This window comes from Clostridioides sp. ES-W-0016-02, from assembly GCF_020641035.1.
Lineage (GTDB): Bacteria > Bacillota > Clostridia > Peptostreptococcales > Peptostreptococcaceae > Clostridioides.
The window spans coordinates 1103872-1122213 of the sequence record NZ_CP061361.1 but is presented as its reverse complement, the minus strand read 5'-3'; the positions used below and the strand labels follow the sequence as shown (position 1 = coordinate 1122213).

The 18342-nt window shown below is 26.9% G+C and carries 18 protein-coding genes; 1 reads left to right on the top strand and 17 read right to left on the bottom strand.

The window, feature by feature from the left end; all coding sequences use genetic code 11:
* Positions 1-81: 81 nt before the first annotated feature.
* The 14 genes from IC758_RS05475 to IC758_RS05415 form a co-directional block, all read right to left on the bottom strand.
* The gene (locus tag IC758_RS05475) at positions 82-765 is read right to left on the bottom strand and encodes a hypothetical protein (RefSeq protein ID WP_227860815.1); all 684 of its coding nucleotides are present in this window, start codon (positions 763-765) and stop codon (positions 82-84) included.
* 254 nt (positions 766-1019) lie between these two features.
* A complete protein-coding gene (locus IC758_RS05470; protein ID WP_227482174.1) occupies positions 1020-2402 on the bottom strand; it encodes a sensor histidine kinase in 1383 nt (460 codons plus the stop codon).
* On the bottom strand, positions 2396-3109 hold the full coding sequence (locus tag IC758_RS05465; protein ID WP_227434048.1) for a LytR/AlgR family response regulator transcription factor: 714 nt from the start codon (positions 3107-3109) through the stop codon (positions 2396-2398). The genes IC758_RS05470 and IC758_RS05465 overlap by 7 nt, the downstream gene beginning before the upstream one ends.
* 183 nt (positions 3110-3292) lie before the next feature.
* A complete protein-coding gene (locus IC758_RS21195; RefSeq protein ID WP_413927709.1) occupies positions 3293-3412 on the bottom strand; it encodes a zinc ribbon domain-containing protein in 120 nt (39 codons plus the stop codon).
* Between the two features lie 27 nt (positions 3413-3439).
* Positions 3440-3874 (bottom strand): transposase, encoded by a 435-nt coding sequence (locus IC758_RS05460; protein ID WP_413927703.1) that lies wholly within the window; start codon positions 3872-3874, stop codon positions 3440-3442.
* Positions 3875-4290: 416 nt separating this feature from the next.
* Entirely contained in the window at positions 4291-4845 is a 555-nt protein-coding gene (locus IC758_RS05455) for a DUF2812 domain-containing protein (RefSeq protein ID WP_227823623.1), read from the bottom strand.
* Positions 4846-4946: 101 nt separating this feature from the next.
* Complete coding sequence (gene zupT, locus IC758_RS05450) at positions 4947-5738, bottom strand: zinc transporter ZupT (RefSeq protein ID WP_413927534.1); 792 nt, start codon at positions 5736-5738, stop codon at positions 4947-4949.
* Positions 5739-5900: 162 nt separating this feature from the next.
* Positions 5901-7064, bottom strand: coding sequence for a M20 family metallopeptidase (locus IC758_RS05445; protein WP_227860814.1), 1164 nt, complete (start codon positions 7062-7064; stop codon positions 5901-5903).
* 63 nt (positions 7065-7127) lie between these two features.
* Complete coding sequence (locus IC758_RS05440) at positions 7128-8315, bottom strand: hypothetical protein (RefSeq protein ID WP_227834681.1); 1188 nt, start codon at positions 8313-8315, stop codon at positions 7128-7130.
* A gap of 336 nt (positions 8316-8651) precedes the next feature.
* Complete coding sequence (locus IC758_RS05435; protein ID WP_227434043.1) at positions 8652-10352, bottom strand: ABC transporter ATP-binding protein; 1701 nt, start codon at positions 10350-10352, stop codon at positions 8652-8654.
* A gap of 248 nt (positions 10353-10600) precedes the next feature.
* Positions 10601-10876: a PTS sugar transporter subunit IIB gene (locus IC758_RS05430; protein WP_227434042.1), complete on the bottom strand. Its 276-nt coding sequence runs from the start codon at positions 10874-10876 to the stop codon at positions 10601-10603.
* A gap of 128 nt (positions 10877-11004) precedes the next feature.
* The gene (gene mobB / locus IC758_RS05425) at positions 11005-11538 is read right to left on the bottom strand and encodes a molybdopterin-guanine dinucleotide biosynthesis protein B (protein ID WP_227434041.1); all 534 of its coding nucleotides are present in this window, start codon (positions 11536-11538) and stop codon (positions 11005-11007) included.
* A 23-nt stretch (positions 11539-11561) separates the two neighbouring features.
* Positions 11562-12743, bottom strand: a complete 1182-nt coding sequence (locus IC758_RS05420; RefSeq protein WP_227434040.1) for a molybdopterin molybdotransferase MoeA — start codon at positions 12741-12743, stop codon at positions 11562-11564.
* A gap of 253 nt (positions 12744-12996) precedes the next feature.
* A complete protein-coding gene (locus IC758_RS05415; protein WP_227434039.1) occupies positions 12997-13731 on the bottom strand; it encodes a hypothetical protein in 735 nt (244 codons plus the stop codon).
* Positions 13732-14094: 363 nt separating this feature from the next.
* Here IC758_RS05415 and IC758_RS05410 point away from each other — a divergent pair, with 363 nt between their 5' ends.
* Positions 14095-15000, top strand: coding sequence for a selenium metabolism-associated LysR family transcriptional regulator (locus tag IC758_RS05410; RefSeq protein WP_227482171.1), 906 nt, complete (start codon positions 14095-14097; stop codon positions 14998-15000).
* Positions 15001-15199: 199 nt separating this feature from the next.
* On the opposite strand, the gene IC758_RS05405 is transcribed toward IC758_RS05410, so the two are convergent.
* From IC758_RS05405 to IC758_RS05395, 3 genes are read right to left on the bottom strand one after another with little or no spacing between them, the layout of a single operon-like run.
* The gene (locus tag IC758_RS05405) at positions 15200-16594 is read right to left on the bottom strand and encodes an aminopeptidase (protein ID WP_227434037.1); all 1395 of its coding nucleotides are present in this window, start codon (positions 16592-16594) and stop codon (positions 15200-15202) included.
* Positions 16595-16613: 19 nt separating this feature from the next.
* Positions 16614-16823, bottom strand: a complete 210-nt coding sequence (locus IC758_RS05400) for a DUF896 domain-containing protein (RefSeq protein WP_227482170.1) — start codon at positions 16821-16823, stop codon at positions 16614-16616.
* A 27-nt stretch (positions 16824-16850) separates the two neighbouring features.
* Positions 16851-18296 carry a PLP-dependent aminotransferase family protein gene (locus tag IC758_RS05395; RefSeq protein ID WP_227434036.1) on the bottom strand — a complete coding sequence of 482 codons (1446 nt, stop codon included), beginning with the start codon at positions 18294-18296 and terminating at the stop codon, positions 16851-16853.
* Positions 18297-18342: the final 46 nt, after the last annotated feature.

Below are 18342 nucleotides of genomic sequence, written 5' to 3'. Positions count from 1 at the left end.
TTTAATAAAAAACATTACTAAAGATAAATATGAATTTTATTTTATAATTTATTTCTAACCTGTCATAATTTATTTATTACATTAATGACTTGAAATATCAAATTCATATTCTAAACTCAATTTTAGTACTTTAGTAGATTTTTTAACTTTGTTAACTTCAACATGTATATCATTCATATAGGGAAGTTCTACAGAGCCTACACCTTCATTAAATATTTTTATAACTTTATTTGAAAAATCTTTCTCAGTTAAATCAGTATTAGTTAATGACTTAAATATGTTGTACATAAATTTAATATATTTATCACTTTCAGCTAACTTTTTATTCTCAGGATATTCTTTAGCACAGAGAATATCTACTACTGATTTTCCTTTTTTGTTATCTTCAGACATAGAGTAAAATAAACTTCTAATATCTTTTTCAGGTGGCTTTTCAAATCCATTTATAGAAACTACAAAACTTCCATCTGAATTTGAATTAACTACCTTATAACCACTATCCATTATAGCCTTTGAAAATTTTTGAGATAAATCTTTTTTAACTTCTTCCAATCCTTCTACAGTACTAGCTTTTTTTGGGTAATCCTCAAATAATTTAATAGAGTCATTTTTTTTAGCTTCAATTGAGTTGTTTGATGAATTTTCACTAGCTTGCTCTGAGTTATTTAAATCTTCATTGGATACAGTTGTTGTGCATCCTACCATTAAGCTTGAACTTATACTTAAAATTACTATCATAGCTAAAATATATTTTTTCGCCTTCATATATATTTTCCTCCATTGTATTTCTACTTTTCAAGTTTTTATTAATTACATCCTGTATTACAATATCTTGTATTTTTATTATTTTTATGGTTAGTTTTTCAATATATATCACCTTTCTTTGTAACTAATTCTTATAATTAAGATTAGTAAAATTATAAATTTCTTTATGCTTAAAAATAAGGATGTTATCTTTTATTATTAAAAAGATAACATCCTTATTTTTAAGTATCAATATAGATGACCCAACTAGTAACTTAATCGACCCAACTGTCAGCATCTTGATTCAATGGTATGCATATATTTAGTATAAATTTGTCTTTCTGATTTTCAAATAATAATTCTCCATTATACTCTTGTAAAGATGATTTAATACTTTGAATTCCTATTCCATGTACAAATTTATCCATCTTATCTGTTAACAGTATATTTTTATTAGAAATAATATTATTTGCTTTACTATTCTCACATTTAAGTACAAAAAATGATTTTGTTATAGTTCCTTTAATTCTAATATATCTATCAATATTTTCATCTGATATTTTCTCACATGCTTCTATTGCATTATCTAAAATATTGGCAAATATGCTTGACACATCTATGGGTTTTATAAAATCAACTTTTGAAAAGTTTATGTCACAAATAAATTTAATTCCCTTTTTTGCAGATATTTCACTCTTCTCATTGATTATAATGTCTAATATCATGTTTCCTGTATTATAAATAGATTTGAACTCTCTAATTTCATCTTTTAAATTATTTATATATTCATTAATTTCTTTGCCATCATTTTTAAGATTATCTATACAGCAAATATGATTGTTTATGTCATGATAAAGCTTCTTAACCCTCATATGAGATTCTTGAATACTTAAATAATGAGCATATTGCATATCTAACTTATTTTTTATTAATTCATTCTGAGATTTTAATTTATTATCTTTTATTATTTGCCTAAACAATAATATAAGAACAATGGTGCTAGCTCCTATTATCTTTGGATTTACAAAATTCTCAAAATAATATGGTTCTGAATGTAACCATCTAAACCGTTCTAATATTCTTGATATATAGACTCCAATTATATTCATGGTGTTAGCCATTAGAGCAAATAACAAATATACATAATTCCTTTTATCTTGGCTAAGCAATTTAAATCGATTATACAGAAAACTAAGTATCATATATACAAATATAATAAGTAGGTTACTGTATATGTAAACCTTTATATTATCAGAATCAGATGCCAAAAGCCACTCTTTAGATGAAACAAAATTACCTGTAACTACAAAAAATAAAATTCTATCTACAACATCTTTAAAACAATCATAATAAATATTAAATAGGAAAAAGAAAATTATAAATTTAAGATATCCTATGTTGTAAAAATAATTATAATATATCGCCCATACAATAAATACTACAACATCAATCAAATAGTACATATTATTAATATAATTTTCTTCTATATTAAATAATCTAGTTATTTTAACTATAATATAAATTAATCCCAATAAAGTATAAAATACTATTTGTTTGTCTTTTTTATTATCTTCTTTATAAATTAATATCCTTTTCAGAATAATAAATCGTACACATATAGATACAATTAATAATAAATCAGACATAAAATTTAACATATTGTATCACCAAGAAATTTCAAAAATTTTTCCTTAACCTCTTTATATCTATATCTACTAATAGGTACTTCTTCTCCACTTTCTAAAATAGCAATATTGGGCTTTATATTTTCTACATAACTTAGATTAACTATAAAGCTTTTATGACATCTTACAAATTTATCTAGTTTTAAATCTTTTTCTATTTTTCCTAGACTATACTTTACTCCAAAACCCTTATTTATTGTGTGTATTAACATATCTTTTTTTTGAATTTCTATATATTTTATTTCATTTAAATAAATCTTGTATGTATTAGACTTGTTCTTTATTACAATGTAATTACTTTTATTTGTTTCAATATCTTTAATACAAGTTAATATATGTTTTTTTAATTCTTCTAATTCTATGGGTTTTAACAAATATCTATAAGCTCTTACTTCATATCCTTCTTGCACATAATCTATTAAAGAGGTTATAAATATTATCTCCATTTTATTATCTACTTCTCTAATCTTTCTTGCAGTATCCATTCCATTCATTTGCTCCATTAGTATATCAAGAAGAAGTATATCTATATCTTTTAAACTCACTTTGAGTAAATCTTCTCCAGAACTATATTTTTGTATTTCATATTCTACATTAATAATTTTTAATATATTATAAAGATATTCTTCTATTAAACATTGTGTTTCTTTTTCATCTTCACAAATTGCTATCCTAATCATAAGTTCCTGCTACTCAAAATATGGTCAAATATATCCATATAGAGATTTTTCCTTCTTCACTGAACCTCGCCTTACCTAAGCGACTACGATTTTGTATAGTTCTCCAAAGGCTTAAATTCCGAAGTTAGCTCTCCGTACATATATAAGCACTCTTGAACCACGTGTGTGCGAATCAATTTGATTTTAAGCTAGCTTATATTTTTTAGTATTTTTAAGATTAATACTTGCATTTAAATCCCTATCTATAGATAATCCACATTCACATTTGTAAACTCTATCTTTGAGTTTTAAGTTTCTTTTAATCTCTCCACACTTACTACAAGTCTTTGATTATGGATAAAATCTATCTGTAACTCTAAGTTCTATGCAATTATCCTTACATTTAGATGTTAGTTTGGTTCTAAATCCATAGAGTTTTTGACTCACAATAGCTTTTGATAAATGCTTATTTTTCATCAAGTTAGAAACTACTAAATCTTCAATTACTATATAAGATGGCTTGTTTTTCGCTATCTCGCTTATAGTTTTATTTATATAATCAGTTCTTATATTAGCTAATCTTTGATGAAGTTTTTGTACTTTGACTACTTGTTTTTGAATATTTTGACTAGTAGCTCTCCCTTCTTCTATTTTATTTCTTATTTTTAAACTTTCATATTTCCTTGAAAGTTTTATCAGTTCTCTTTTTAACTTCTTTTCAACTTCCTCATTATCTCTAATCTTTTTCTTGTATTTTCTTAATCCATATATGCGACAACTAATCATCTATTATCATTCCTTTAGCACTAGCATTATTGTCTGAGAAATTCAACCTGATTTTTAAATCATCTTTTTAATTAGAAGTTGAAACCCTTGTATAAATGTTTATAGTGTTTACTCATACAATCACACTTTTCTGTGATTGTATTATACTATATTTGATTATATTTAAATATATTTTTATTTTCTAATTACAACGCCTTATACACTTTCTTATTATACACTATTGAATTTTTTTAATTGATATATTTAAATGTGATTTTAAATATCCGATACCTTAGAATAACATTTTTAAATTATTCTTATCAATACTCAAGATTTAAATAAAATCTAAAAGGTTATAACTGATACGAATATATATAAAGAATAACATTTATTGATAAAAAAAGTGTCTCAAAGTCATTTTGAGACACTCTCCATCTTTATTTAGTTAATTTTTTAATCCTTAAGTAATACATTATTCTTCTATATAATTGTACCAAATACAAAATTAATAACATAATTTGCAATGCGATAGTACAAATATCTACTCCATAACCATTAAATAAATTTCTTATTTCAGTGAACAATAAATATATAAAAATAACTACTAAAATAGTAAATAAAAATACATTCATGAATAAAATTGATTTTACTTTATCTTTTTTATCCAAATCACTATACAATTTAGGAGGTACATCTTCATATGTTTTACTCCATACATACCATGAAGATGTACCTATAAAACTACCAATGCTTCTAAATATAAGATTCCACCCTCTATACTTATGTTTATTAAAATAATCTTCCTCAGCATCATAATAATAATCAATGGCATATTTTATTTTTCTTGGAGTTCCTTTATAAAAATAAAATATTCCTCCAAATTTACTTATCTTATATAAGTTATATCCTTGTTCTTCCATATCTTCTAACCATTCTTCTATCCTATCAGGTGAACTATACCAATCAAATTTAAACTTCATTTTCTTTTCCATAAAATTCACCTCCAAAATGATATTTTTGACATATGATAATCTGTCTTAATAATTATATCATTTTGATATTAATTTTAGGTTACAATTGGATATCTAAAAATCTATTTAAATAGCAATAAACTAATAGCCATAACAACCATTCCTGCAATTAATCCGTAAATTGATAGATGATGCTCACCATATTCTCTAGCTGATGGTAATAGTTCATCAAGTGATATAAATACCATAATACCTCCCACAAGAGCAAACACAATTCCAAGTGTAGTGTCATTTAGAAAATTTCTAAGAAGTACATACCCAATAATAGCCCCTAAAGGTTCTGACATTCCAGATAAAAAAGAATAATAGAAAGCTTTCTTTTTATCTCCTGTAGCGTAATACACTGGTACAGATACAGATATTCCTTCTGGTATATTGTGTATAGCTATTGCTATAGCTATTGGTATTGCTATTGTAGCATCATCAAGCGCCGATATAAATGTAGCTAACCCTTCTGGAAAATTATGAATTGCTATAGCCATTGCTGTAAATATCCCAGTTCTTAAGAGAGATTTATTTTTTTGTATATTTTTTTCATCCAAATTTTCCATTTTCTTTATCTCATGAGGATTTTCTTCTTGAGGAATTAACTTATCAATAATTGCAATGATAGCCATTCCTGCAAAAAAAGCTATTACAGTTGACCAGCTTCCTAATTTTTCTCCCATAGACTTTGTTAGAGCTTCTTGTGCCTTAGGAAATATTTCTACCATAGATACATAAATCATAACACCAGCAGAAAATCCTAAACTTACAGAAAGAAATTTAGTATTAGTCTTTTTAGCAAAAAACGCTATACAACTTCCTATTCCAGTAGACAAACCTGCAAACAAAGTTATTAAAAACGCAAACATTATATTACTCAATTAAATCACCTTCTTATTAATTGATATTGATTATCATTTTCTTTTATAATATCATATCTTTTTTTTATAGTCAATATTTATAGTAATTATAGACAATAAAAAAGCAGAGTATAAACTTAATCTCTGCTTTTTCTTTATAGTATATTAAATTTATTTATTTAAAAAGTCTACTGCATATTGAACATATAAGGCAATTCCAATCTCTAAAGCATCCTCATCTATATTAAAACACCCATGATGATGAGGATAACAAGCTCCTTTAGCTTCATTTCTAGCCCCTACAAATGCCAATGCACCAGGTGCAATATTCATAAACTCAGCAAAATCCTCTGCTCCTGTTACTTTTTCAAATAGTGCTATACTTTCTTTTCCAAATAGCTTAATTACTGCTTCTGTAGCTATTTTTGAACATTCCCTGTCATTTATAACAGCTGGTGTTAAATATCCATACTCTAACTCAGCCTCTGCTCTATATGCTTCTGCTGTAGATTTTGCTATACGTTCTAAAATCGTAGGAATTTGTTTTCTAAGTTCTGGATTAAATAATCTTATTGTACCTTCTAGAACAGCTTCACTTGCTATTACATTAAATCTTGTTCCAGAATTTAAAATTCCAACACTTACAACTAGCGGCTCTAAAGGACTGACTTCTCTACTAACCATGGATTGTAAGTTCATAACTAATGCAGAACTTGCAAGTACCGCATCAACACCTTGATGAGGAAGTGAACCATGACCACCCTTACCTTTTACAGTAATTTTGAAGAAATCAGCAGAAGCCATTCTTGGACCTTCTTCAACTGACACAGTCCCACACTCTACATCACTCCAAAGATGAATTCCAAATACACCATCTACACCTTCCATAGCACCATCTTTAATCATAGCTCTTGCACCTTTACCTACTTCTTCTCCTGGTTGAAAAAATAATTTCACAGTTCCATTAATATCATCTTTAATATCATTCAAAACCTTAGCTGCTCCTAAAAGCATTGATGTGTGACCATCATGTGCACAAGCATGCATAAGCCCCTCATTTTTTGATTTGTATTCTACTTCTGTACACTCAACAACTTGAAGTGCATCCATATCTCCTCTAAGTGCTACAGTTTTTCCTGGATTATTTCCTTTTATAGTTGCGACTACACCTGTCCCTCCAGATGATACATATGGTACTCCTATTTTATCAAGCTCTTCTTTAATTCTCTTTGATGTTCTAAATTCTTCCATACTTTTTTCAGGATTTTCATGAAATTCCCTTCTAAGTTTGATTACATAATCTTTATATCCATTTGTTATTTCTTTAATATTCATTCCAGACCTCCAAGTGTAACATATTCTTCTTATTTTTTAAATGCCTTATTTATTAATTAAAGTTTATATAAGATTTACAAAAATACCTGCTATTACTACAGAAGCTATTGTTACTGTAGTAAATCCACCAACAAGCATCTTTGGAAGCATTTTATCCATCAGAAATTCTTTTTCTTCTGGAGTTTCAGCTAGAGCCTTTACTGCTTCTTCAGTTAATATATAATTTGGTGGGAAACCATAAAGTGCTGTAAGTGAAACTGAAAACGCCATTTCCTTACTTTCACCCAAAAATTTACCTACTATAATAGAGAATATTCCCATACCTATTACACCAAATATTATAATTCCTACAAGAGGAACAGCCATTTCAGCAAGCATTGCTGGTGTAGCTTTTGCTAATCCTGCAAATATAAAAGCCATCAATGATGTCATTAACCATCCAAATGAACCAGATTTATTAAGTGGCTTTCTGTCAACTATTCCAAGTTCTGATGCTATTACACCAAATATTAAACAGATAACATATCTTGATACAACTTCATTTGTAAGATTTGTAAATTGTACTGCTAACCATGCTACAAGTCCTAATCTAAGTATTATCATATATGTTGTGTCGTACTTTTCAGGTAAATCTGGAATTATCTTAAACTTACTCTTTTGTTCAGGTACTTTTTCAGTTTCTTCTTCAACTTTAGTTACAGTTACTTTTCCACTTCTAAAATCTGATAAAAGTCTTTTTCCTTCTTTTTTAAGCATCAATGCTGTGATAGGATAACCTGCAAATCCTTGTGCCACATACATTAAAATCGCTAAAACTGCCAAACTCGCAAGACCTTTTGCTGTAGCCGCATCTGCCATCATTATAGATGCAACTAATCCTCCTGTAAGAGGAGGTGTAGCGATTACAGCTGTATCCCATCCAAACACTAGAGTTCCTAATGCCAAAGCTCCTACACATATTCCTACTATTCCTGCTAACGCTATTACAATTGTTTTCCATTGACCTGCTAGCTCTTTAATACTCATCATAGTTCCCATATGAGTTATTAATAAAAGCATGCCTAATTGTGCTAATGGTGTCCCCAAAGCTGCTAAATCCACGATATTTTCTGGGAAAAAAGTCCAAAATCCTACTATAAATATAATTGCTGATACAAAAACTGATGGAACAAAAGCTTTAGTTTTTGCTGAAACTACATCTCCTATCGTCAGTGATACTAAAACTAGACAAAAAGCTGTTATTGCCTCCATACAAAATCCCCCCTCATAAATAAATATATTTGTATACAATGTATGTATAGTTATCCATTATTTTACTACTTTTGAAAAACATTTCAAGTCAAAATTCGATTTTTTTCATAAAATTCTATAAATTCTATAAATTAAAGTTAGTTTTCTAAATTATTCTTTTTGTAAAAACGTTATCCTGTAAATTGTCTATTTAACACTACTTTTATAAATAGAATTAAATATAATTTGCAAAAAATAAAACATAGAATACATTTTTCATAAAACATCTCATTAATGTAAAATGAATTTGCTTTATGAATCTTAATATATTCTATGTTTATAAATTTAATGTATATGTTAGTTATTGTGTAATCTACTATATACTCCATTCTTATTTACTAACTCTTCATGAGTACCTCTTTCTTCAATTCCTTTATCTGTCAGTACTATGATTTCATCAGCATTTTTTATAGTAGTCAACCTATGTGCAACAACTAAATTTGTTCTATCTTTACTTAACTCTTCTAAGGACTCTTGAATTTCTCTTTCTGTTACATTATCTAAAGCGGAAGTAGCTTCATCCAATATTATTATTGGAGGATTCTTTAAAAAGATTCTTGAGATTGAAATTCTTTGTTTTTGTCCCCCAGATAATTTTACTCCTCTTTCTCCTATATAAGTATCATATCCATCTGGCAAAGTTTCTACGAAATCGTGTATTCTAGCTTTTTTTGCAGCCTCAATCATCTCTTCATCTGTAGCACTAGGATTTCCACAAAGAATATTATCTCTTATAGTTCCTGTAAATAAAAATACATCTTGTTGAACTATACCTATATTTTTTCTCAAAGATTTTAAACTTACATCCCTGATACTTTTTCCATCAATTTTTATATCACCTTTATCAAACTCATAAAATCTTGGCAATAAATTACACAATGTAGTCTTTCCTCCACCAGAAGGACCTACTAAAGCTATAGTTTTACCAGCTTCTATAGATAAACTTAGATTATCTAATACTTGGGTATCATCTTCATATGTAAAAGATATATTTTCTATCTCGATGTTACCTTTTACATGTTCAAGTTCAACAGGGTTTTTAGCTTCTTTTTGATGGTCCTGTTCCATTATCTCTATGAATCTTTTAAAACCTGTCATACCATTTTGATATTGTTCTGTAAAGTTTATCAATTTCTTCATAGGTTGTATAAACATCTTTACATATAATATATATGCAGCAAAATCACCTAAAGTAATTTTCCCAAGATAAGTAAAGTATCCACCAGCTATAACAACTACCCATTCCAAAATATCCATATATAAATTCATACCAGAATAATATTCTGCCATTACTTTATAAGAATCTTGTCGTGCTCTCCTAAATAATTTATTACTTCTTACAAACTTATTTAATTCTTCTTTTTCAGTACAAAAAGACTTAGTTACTTTCATTCCAGCTATGCTATTTTCTAAAGTTGCATTTACATCACCTATAGTAACTCTACTTTTCATAAAGGCTATATTCATCTTATCTTTTTTTGTTATAGCAAACCAAATTATAAATGGCAATATAGCAAAAATTATAAGAGTAAGAGGAATATTTATATCTATAAGTATAAAGAATGAACCAACTAGCATTACTATAGAAATGAATAAATCTTCAGGACCATGATGTGCAAGTTCTGTTATATCCATTAAGTCATTTACTATTCTAGACATAGTTACACCAGATTTATTATTATCAAAATAAGTATTTGGAAGCCTCTGTAAGTGTGTAAATACCTCATTTCTCATATCAGCTTGCATATCTACACCAATGACATGTCCCCAATATTGCATAAAATAATTAAGCCCTGCTTTTGCTATAAATATAAGTATAAGTACAACTGCAAAAACTACTAGCATTCTTAAATTTTTATTTGGAACAATGTCATCCATTATATTTCTAGTTATCATAGGATAAACTAAATCACATAAAGAAAATAAGAACGCAGCTATAAGGTCTAATGTAAAGATTTTCTTATATGGTTTATAATATTTGACAAATTGTTTTATCATAAGTTTTAAATCCTCCTTTATCAATACGTCTAAAAAATACCCTTAAATTAGTATAACATAACACTAATTTTAAATCTTTTATAAAATTGCAATTCAAAAGAATATGTTTCATAAAATTGAATACTTATTTTATATAATCATATATTTAAAATACACCTAAAAAGAGCCATATCTATGTAAATAAAATTTTACAAGATACAACTCTATATTTAGTACTAAATATTTTTTATAACTGTAAACTCAAAAACTTATTTTAAAGCATCCAATATTTTCTTATCTAATGCAGCAGTATTTATACCTGTTATGTATGCTGTTGCTTTTATTGCAGGTATATCATAAGTTGTTGGCAATATAGTAGTAGATACTATCAAATCAGCACCTTCTTGTTTTGTTGCACATTCAGCAATTTTACATTGTATAACTTCTGCTTGTATGTTATTTTCTTTAACCAATCTTTCTACTTTGTCGCAAACTACTGTTGATGTTGCAATTCCTGCTCCACATGCTACTAATATTTTTTTCATATTATCCTCCTACGATTTCTATAATATTTTATAATTCAAAATACGATTTTTATAATTAAATAAATTTCTCATATCTTTGTTTATATATAAATAATTATACCATTTTATATCAAAATAATATCTTAAAATTATTCTTTTAATATGTTTTTTATTTCACTATCATTTAATTTTAAAGTATTATTTTTTATACAATATTCTATGTACTTTGATACATTTTTATAGTCATTCAAACTAAACTGCTTAATATTTAAATCATATTCTATGTCACTTATAATACCTATCAAATCAGATTTATTTGATAAAATATCCTTATACTTATCCTTTCTAGTTACCTCTAATCTTTTAAATCTATAATTTTTATATCCTTCTATAATAATCAAGTCCATATCTTCATAAAACTTAATCATTTTATATAGTGGATTTTTATCTTTTAACTCTTCAATATATGCTAACCTCTTATTTGATATTATACAAACTTTCCTCGCACCTGATTTTCTATGTTTATAAGTATCTTTCCCTTCCTCATCTATCTCAAAATCATGGCATGTGTGTTTGATAACTCCAACATTATACCCTTCTTTACTTAATTCTCTTACTATACCTTCAATCAACGTAGTTTTACCTACTCCTGAATAAGAGACAATTGATAATACATTATACATAAAACCATATCCCCTTCATAAAACTATATAACAACAACATCTACTAATTGATTTTCTTTTATTATTTCTCTCTTTTTTATCTTAATCATGCAATTGCTTCTCAATGTTGCAGATAATCTAGCCTTGGCATCTTTTTTATCATTTAATGTAACATATAATTTACCTTCATCTGTATATAATTTTCCACTTACAAATCTATCGTTATTTGAGACTTTGTTAAATTCTCCTTTAAATATAGCTTTTATATAATGATTGCTGTCCTTATATGTTAAATACTCAATCACAGGAACAACTACATTATCAAATACCACAATTGCCGCATGTGGATTGCCAGAAAGCCCAAACAATATTTTTTCTCCCAATGTAGCTACATAACAAGCTCCTCCAGGTTTAATATTTATCTTCCAAAACAATTCTTTTGCTCCTATGTTTCTAAATACATCTGGTATTAAATCTTTATCTCCAACAGATACACCACCTGTAGTAATTAAAAAATCTACAGTTTCTAGCATATCCTTTACTTTTTTTTCTAACTCCTGTATATCATCAGTACAATTACATATTGTATCTGCTTGTATTCCAAGCTTTAAAAGCTTTGAATATAATGTATATCTATTGCTATCATATATTTTGCCATCCTCCAAAGTTTCATTTATATCTTGTAATTCTGTTCCTGTATTTAAAATACCAACTTTTAAATCATCATATACAGTTAATTTAGATATTCCAAGACTCGCTAATACTCCTATACCATCATACCCTATATTTTGATTTTTACTAATAATTAATTGACCTTTTTTTATATCCTCACCTTTAAATATATAATTGTCATATTCCTTTAGTTTTATATTTAAAGTTATCATGTCTTCTCTAGTTGTCACATCTTCTTTCTTTACTACACAGTTTGCTCCCTTTGGAATTTTTCCACCAGTCATTATCTTCACTGCTTCATTTTTATTTAATATACCATCAAACACTTCTCCTGCATATAATGTTCCTATAACCTTTAAATTTTTATTTTCAGAATTTGCATCATATGCATAACCATCATATGGTGACCTGTCAAATGGAGGACTATCAATTGTTGAATATATATCTTCTGCAACTACTTTATTTACTGCTTCTATAAGATTAACTCTCTTAATCCTACTTATTGGTATAACATTTTCTTCAATAATTTTTATGGCATCTGCTAATCCTATCATTTTAAATACACCCCAATATATTTTTTATTTAAAAACATTCTTAATGTAGTATAATTGTAAATTGCAATAAATCATTTTAGCTTATATTTAATTATAACTAATTGTTATCTATAATTGCAGTTTAAATTTAATAAATCTTATAAAATTATCATTAATTGTATTAATTTCAATTTTATACATTTTATAAAAAAAAACTGCTTCAAGTTAGAAATTTACTTCTACCTTAAAACAGACTTGTATGCTTTAAAATTCATTATTCTAATAAAGCTCCTTTTATTATTTTTACAACTTTATCACTCTCAATAGTTTTTATAGACTTTATTTTATTATCTACTATACTTATTGTAAGTATTTCTTTGTCTAATAATTTATTATCTTCTTTTAATCTATAACTCTTCACTACCCTATTTCCTTCATGGTTATATGCTGTTAAATTATAATTGGCATTACCCACGATTTCATTTATCCTAGATTCTTCAACTCCAATATACTCTCCCAAGTCAATGTTTTTATATTCCTCCAAGGATACAGCTGATTTTTCATTATCATTTGTTTCAATCATAATACCATAACTTTCATCTATAGCTGTTATACTTTGTGATGAAAAGGAATTTGTTTCAACATTAACAACTTTATTTTTATTAATGTTAATGTATAAAGCACTTCCATCTAATTCATTGTTTCCAGTATATTTAGGGTAAACTAATGTCATATAACTTGATGTATTTATATCTTGCATTGTATTTGATTTTTTTAAATTCTTATTTTTTATATAATAAATTGTGTTATAAGGTATTCCCATATTTTTTATAACATATTTATAATCTTTATCCATCATTTCATTAACATCATTTTGAACTTTTGTCATAGTTTTTTGCTGTGTTGCTTTACTTGCTACTTGATTTTTCTCTTTAGTAGTTTCTTTATGACATCCAACAAGTACAATCCCTAAAATAGTTACACAAACTAATGACCTTTTTAACTTCATAAATCAATCCTCCTTTCTTAAATTTTATAATATTTATCTATATCTCATTGTGTGATTATCTTTTTTTTCAATAATTACGTTTATTATTTTATAAAATAATTATATAATATTTATTTAAATTTAATAAGATTAAGAAGCTATCTGTAATTTTTTTGTAACAAAACACATTTTAAAGTTGAATTTTGAAAATTCAATTTACAAGATACTTGTGGTAAATATCCTTATAACATTATACCAAATTATTCCTAAACAATCAAAAACTCCATAAACATTTTAAGGTTTTCTATTTCAAAAAATCACCTTTAACTATTAATTTATCAAATATGTTATAATAGTTTTAGATAATTTAAGGAGGATTAAATAATGGATTTTAAACAACTTGAAGTATTTGTTGCTGTTGCAAAACATCAAAGTTTTTCAAAAGCTGCAAGAGAACTTTTTTTAACTCAACCTACTGTAAGTGCACACATACAAAATTTAGAAAGAGAGTTAGAAACTGTACTTATAAACAGAAGCAACAAAGTTATTACACTCACAAAATCTGGTGAAATTCTTTATGAGCATGCCATATATATATTAAATAACTGCAAACGTGCAATTTATGATATAAAAGAATATTCAGGTAAAATAGAAGGTATTATAGATATAGCATGTAGTTCTATACCTGAAACTTATATTCTACCTGATTTTATGAAGAATTTTTCTATGAGTTATCCAGATGTAAAATTTTCCATAAGCCATTATGATTCTCAATATGCTATATCAGAAATTTTAAATGAACGGATAAGCTTTGGATTAGTTGGTTCTAAAATTAACAATCCTCAAATCGAATATCTAGACTTATTAGATGATGAACTTGTACTTATTACTCCTTCAGATTTTAAAATTGATAACAATAACAATTACATTGATATAGAAGAATTGGCTTCTGTCAATTTTATTATGAGAAAAGAAGGCTCTGGTACTAGAAACTTAATACTAAACACCCTTAGCAAAAATAACTTTCCGGTAAACAAATTAAATGTAATAGCTCATGTAGAATCAAATGAAGCCATTAAAGAAATGGTTAGATTAGGCCTTGGTGTATCTTTTATATCATATATTTCAGCTATTGATTATCTAAATGCAGGCAAAATAAAATGCTACAAAGTAAAAGATGTTGATTTTACAAGAAAATTTTTCTTTATTTATTCTAAAAAGAAAACTTTTTCTCCATTGGAAGATAAATTTCTAAACAGACTATGTGAGTACTTTGAAATCATAATATAATAATTTTAATACACGACACTCAAATTTAAATTATAAGCTGTTAAATAATAAAATAATAAATAGAGTAGTATTATACTATGTTCATTTAATTAATGAGCATAGTATAATACTACTCTATTTACTTATTACTTATTACTTATTACTTATTACTTATTACTTATTACTTATTACTTATTACTTATACTATTGTATATTAAACTTATAAATTTATATTAAAAAACGATTTATATCCTTTGTACATTTCATATATATCTACTTTAGAAACAATCTCATGCGGTGCATGCATATTTAAAACACCAACACCACAATCTATAACCTCTGCACCTTGATTTGCTAAGATATAGGCTATTGTTCCACCTCCACCTTGGTCCACTTTACCAAGTTCAGCAGTTTGCCATACTACATTACCCTCGTTAAAAATTCTTTTTACTTCTGATATAAACTCAGCATTAGCATCATTACATCCACTCTTACCTCTCGAACCAGTATACTTATTTAAAACTATTCCATTTCCCATATATGCAGAGTTTCTTTTTTCATATGCCTCATCAAAATTTGGGTCATATCCAGCTGCAACATCAGCTGATAATACTTTACTATTTGCTAAAGCTCTTCTTACCTTAATATCACAGTAATCGCCTTCTAAAGCTATTAACTCAGCCACAGTATTTTCAAAAAACTTTGAATGCATACCTGTATTTCCTTGGGAGCCAACTTCTTCTTTGTCTACACATAATGTAACTGAAGTAAATTCTGGTTGTCTAGTCTCTAGTATAGCTTTTACAGCAGCATATGAACATACTCTATCATCATGACCATATCCTAATACCATTGACCTATCAAACCCCAAATCTCTTGCCTTCCCAGCTGGAACTACTTCAATCTCAGCGCTTAATAAATCTTCTTCAACTATACTATATTTTTCATTTAAAATTTTTAATATATTTGCTGTTATAGGTTCTTTTTCTTCGCCATCCAAAGGCATATTTCCAATTAATACATTTAAAGCTTCACCACTGATTCCTTCTGACAATTTCTTTTGCATTTGGTTTCCAGCTAAATGAACTAATAGGTCAGTTACACAAAACACTGGGTCACTGTCTTCTTCACCAATAGATACATCCACCTTTGTACCATCATTTAATATAACTACTCCATGTAAAGCAAGAGGAATAGCTGTCCATTGATATTTTTTAATTCCTCCATAGTAGTGAGTCTTAAAAAAACCTAGATTAGCTTCTTGATACAATGGGTTTGGTTTTAAATCTAATCTTGGAGAATCTATATGACTACCTATAATCTTCATACCTTTTTCTATATAGTTTTTACCTATTACAAAAAGTGCCACTGCTTTTTCTTTATTTATAGCATAAATCTTGTCCCCATGACTTACACTTCCATTTTCCATAGCTTCATCTATTGAAATATAACCATTTTCTTTAGCCAATTTTATAATTTCTTTTACTGAAAGTCTTTCAGTTTTTGATTTACTTAAAAAATCCATATAATTGCGAGCATATTCCATAACCTGTTCAATAGCATTCTCTTTTTTTTCAATTTCCCATGCATTCTTAAATTTATGCTTTAAGTCCATGTTTTCCTCCTATTAAGTTTTAATTTTTATTATTTTTCATATATTGTTCATATTCTTCTGGTGAGACTACTTTAACACTATCAAGTCTTGATTTAAAATGAGCTCTAAAATTTTCTAAATATTCCTTTCTTAAAATCTCCCTTTCTTTGATTTCATCATCAGAAAGAGCTCCCTCTTTATTTTTCTTTGCTAATTCATTAATCCTATCTAATTTCTTCTTGTCAAACATTTTTTCCTCCTAAAAAACTTCTATTTATTAATAAAATAATTTATTACTTTTTATATCTAACTTATTTTTATATTCACAGAAAAACTCTTCTATATTATCACTTATTATAGATATTCCCTTTTCTAACTCTTCCATACTTGGACGAGCTATATTTATTCTAAAAAATCTATCATCCACTAGATTATCAAAAAAATAAGTCCCTGGAAGCATGGATACTCCTTTATTTAACATAAAACTTGTAAAGCTTTGTGATGTATACCCTCTTGGCAATTCTAAAAAAAAGTTTATACCTCCACAAGATTTTCTAACTTTTAATTTACCACTCAATTTATCATTAATCAAGTTTTTTGCTAACTTGTACTTATCAGTATATATCTTCTCTATATGACTTAGATAATTCTTCCAATTGAAATTCTCCATATAGTAATACATTGATTTTTGAATAAGACCTGGTGTTGATATGTCTGATGAATATTTAGCCCACAAAACTTTTTTTAATAATTCATTTGGCATTTCTACAATTCCTATTCTTAAGCCTGGCATAAGTATTTTTGAAAAACTCTTTATATATACTACCCTATTTTTATCATCATAGCTCCTGACTGTCCTATTATCCTCTGAATCAAATATAAAATCACTGATAAAATCATCTTCAATTATATAAAAATCATGCTCTTCTGCCAATTCTATTAGCTTCTTTTTTTTATATGTAGAATAAGATATACCTGTTGGATTTTGAAAATTAGGCATAATATATATAAGTCTTGGTTTTATTTTTTCCAATTTTAATTTTAAAATACCTATATCAATTCCATCATCTAACATAGGTATAGATATTATTTTTGCACCTCTACTTTTAAATACTTCAATTGCTCCATTGTAAGAGGGTTCTTCCATAAAAACAACATCAGAATAACTTATAAGCCCTTTACAAACTATATCTATACCTTGCTGTGCTCCTGAGATTATTTGAATGTTTTCTTTAGTAGTATTTATATTTTCATCACTTAAATACTCTACCATCTTTTCTCTTAACTCCTCAGAGCCTAGCCCTTCATCGTAATCAAATATTGAACTTCCATCTTTAGATAATGCCATGTTTACAGCATTTTTAAATGAATCTATAGGAAACATATCATTAGATGGATTTCCATTATCGAAATGAATTAAATCATCTCTTTGTCTAATATTCTTGTTTTTCCCTTTATCTATACCATTTTTATAAGAATTTGAATTTGATACAAAAGTTCCACTTCCTATAATTTTATATACATATCCTTCATTTTCCAAAAGCTCATATACTTTAACTATAGTAGTATTATTTACATGTAAATAATCTGATAACTTTCTTATTGGTGGAAGTTTTTCATGCTCAACTAGTTCTTTGTTTATTATTAACTGTTTTATATGATTAAATATTTGTATATATTTAGTTGACTTCCTTTCACTTAAATCTATTTTGTATTTTTCCATATTTATCACCGCTTATTGTTTTTATATTTTATTGATGCCTTAGCAT

Coding starts and splice junctions, on each gene's coding strand:
- IC758_RS05475 (WP_227860815.1), bottom strand. CDS start 765: ATGAAGGCGAAAAAATATATTTTAGCTATGATAGTAATTTTAAGTATA.
- IC758_RS05470 (WP_227482174.1), bottom strand. CDS start 2,402: ATGTTAAATTTTATGTCTGATTTATTATTAATTGTATCTATATGTGTA.
- IC758_RS05465 (WP_227434048.1), bottom strand. CDS start 3,109: ATGATTAGGATAGCAATTTGTGAAGATGAAAAAGAAACACAATGTTTA.
- IC758_RS05460 (WP_413927703.1), bottom strand. CDS start 3,874: ATGATTAGTTGTCGCATATATGGATTAAGAAAATACAAGAAAAAGATT.
- IC758_RS05455 (WP_227823623.1), bottom strand. CDS start 4,845: ATGGAAAAGAAAATGAAGTTTAAATTTGATTGGTATAGTTCACCTGAT.
- zupT (WP_413927534.1), bottom strand. CDS start 5,738: ATGTTTGCGTTTTTAATAACTTTGTTTGCAGGTTTGTCTACTGGAATA.
- IC758_RS05445 (WP_227860814.1), bottom strand. CDS start 7,064: ATGAATATTAAAGAAATAACAAATGGATATAAAGATTATGTAATCAAA.
- IC758_RS05440 (WP_227834681.1), bottom strand. CDS start 8,315: ATGGAGGCAATAACAGCTTTTTGTCTAGTTTTAGTATCACTGACGATA.
- IC758_RS05435 (WP_227434043.1), bottom strand. CDS start 10,352: ATGATAAAACAATTTGTCAAATATTATAAACCATATAAGAAAATCTTT.
- IC758_RS05430 (WP_227434042.1), bottom strand. CDS start 10,876: ATGAAAAAAATATTAGTAGCATGTGGAGCAGGAATTGCAACATCAACA.
- mobB (WP_227434041.1), bottom strand. CDS start 11,538: ATGTATAATGTATTATCAATTGTCTCTTATTCAGGAGTAGGTAAAACT.
- IC758_RS05420 (WP_227434040.1), bottom strand. CDS start 12,743: ATGATAGGATTAGCAGATGCCATAAAAATTATTGAAGAAAATGTTATA.
- IC758_RS05415 (WP_227434039.1), bottom strand. CDS start 13,731: ATGAAGTTAAAAAGGTCATTAGTTTGTGTAACTATTTTAGGGATTGTA.
- IC758_RS05410 (WP_227482171.1), top strand. CDS start 14,095: ATGGATTTTAAACAACTTGAAGTATTTGTTGCTGTTGCAAAACATCAA.
- IC758_RS05405 (WP_227434037.1), bottom strand. CDS start 16,594: ATGGACTTAAAGCATAAATTTAAGAATGCATGGGAAATTGAAAAAAAA.
- IC758_RS05400 (WP_227482170.1), bottom strand. CDS start 16,823: ATGTTTGACAAGAAGAAATTAGATAGGATTAATGAATTAGCAAAGAAA.
- IC758_RS05395 (WP_227434036.1), bottom strand. CDS start 18,296: ATGGAAAAATACAAAATAGATTTAAGTGAAAGGAAGTCAACTAAATAT.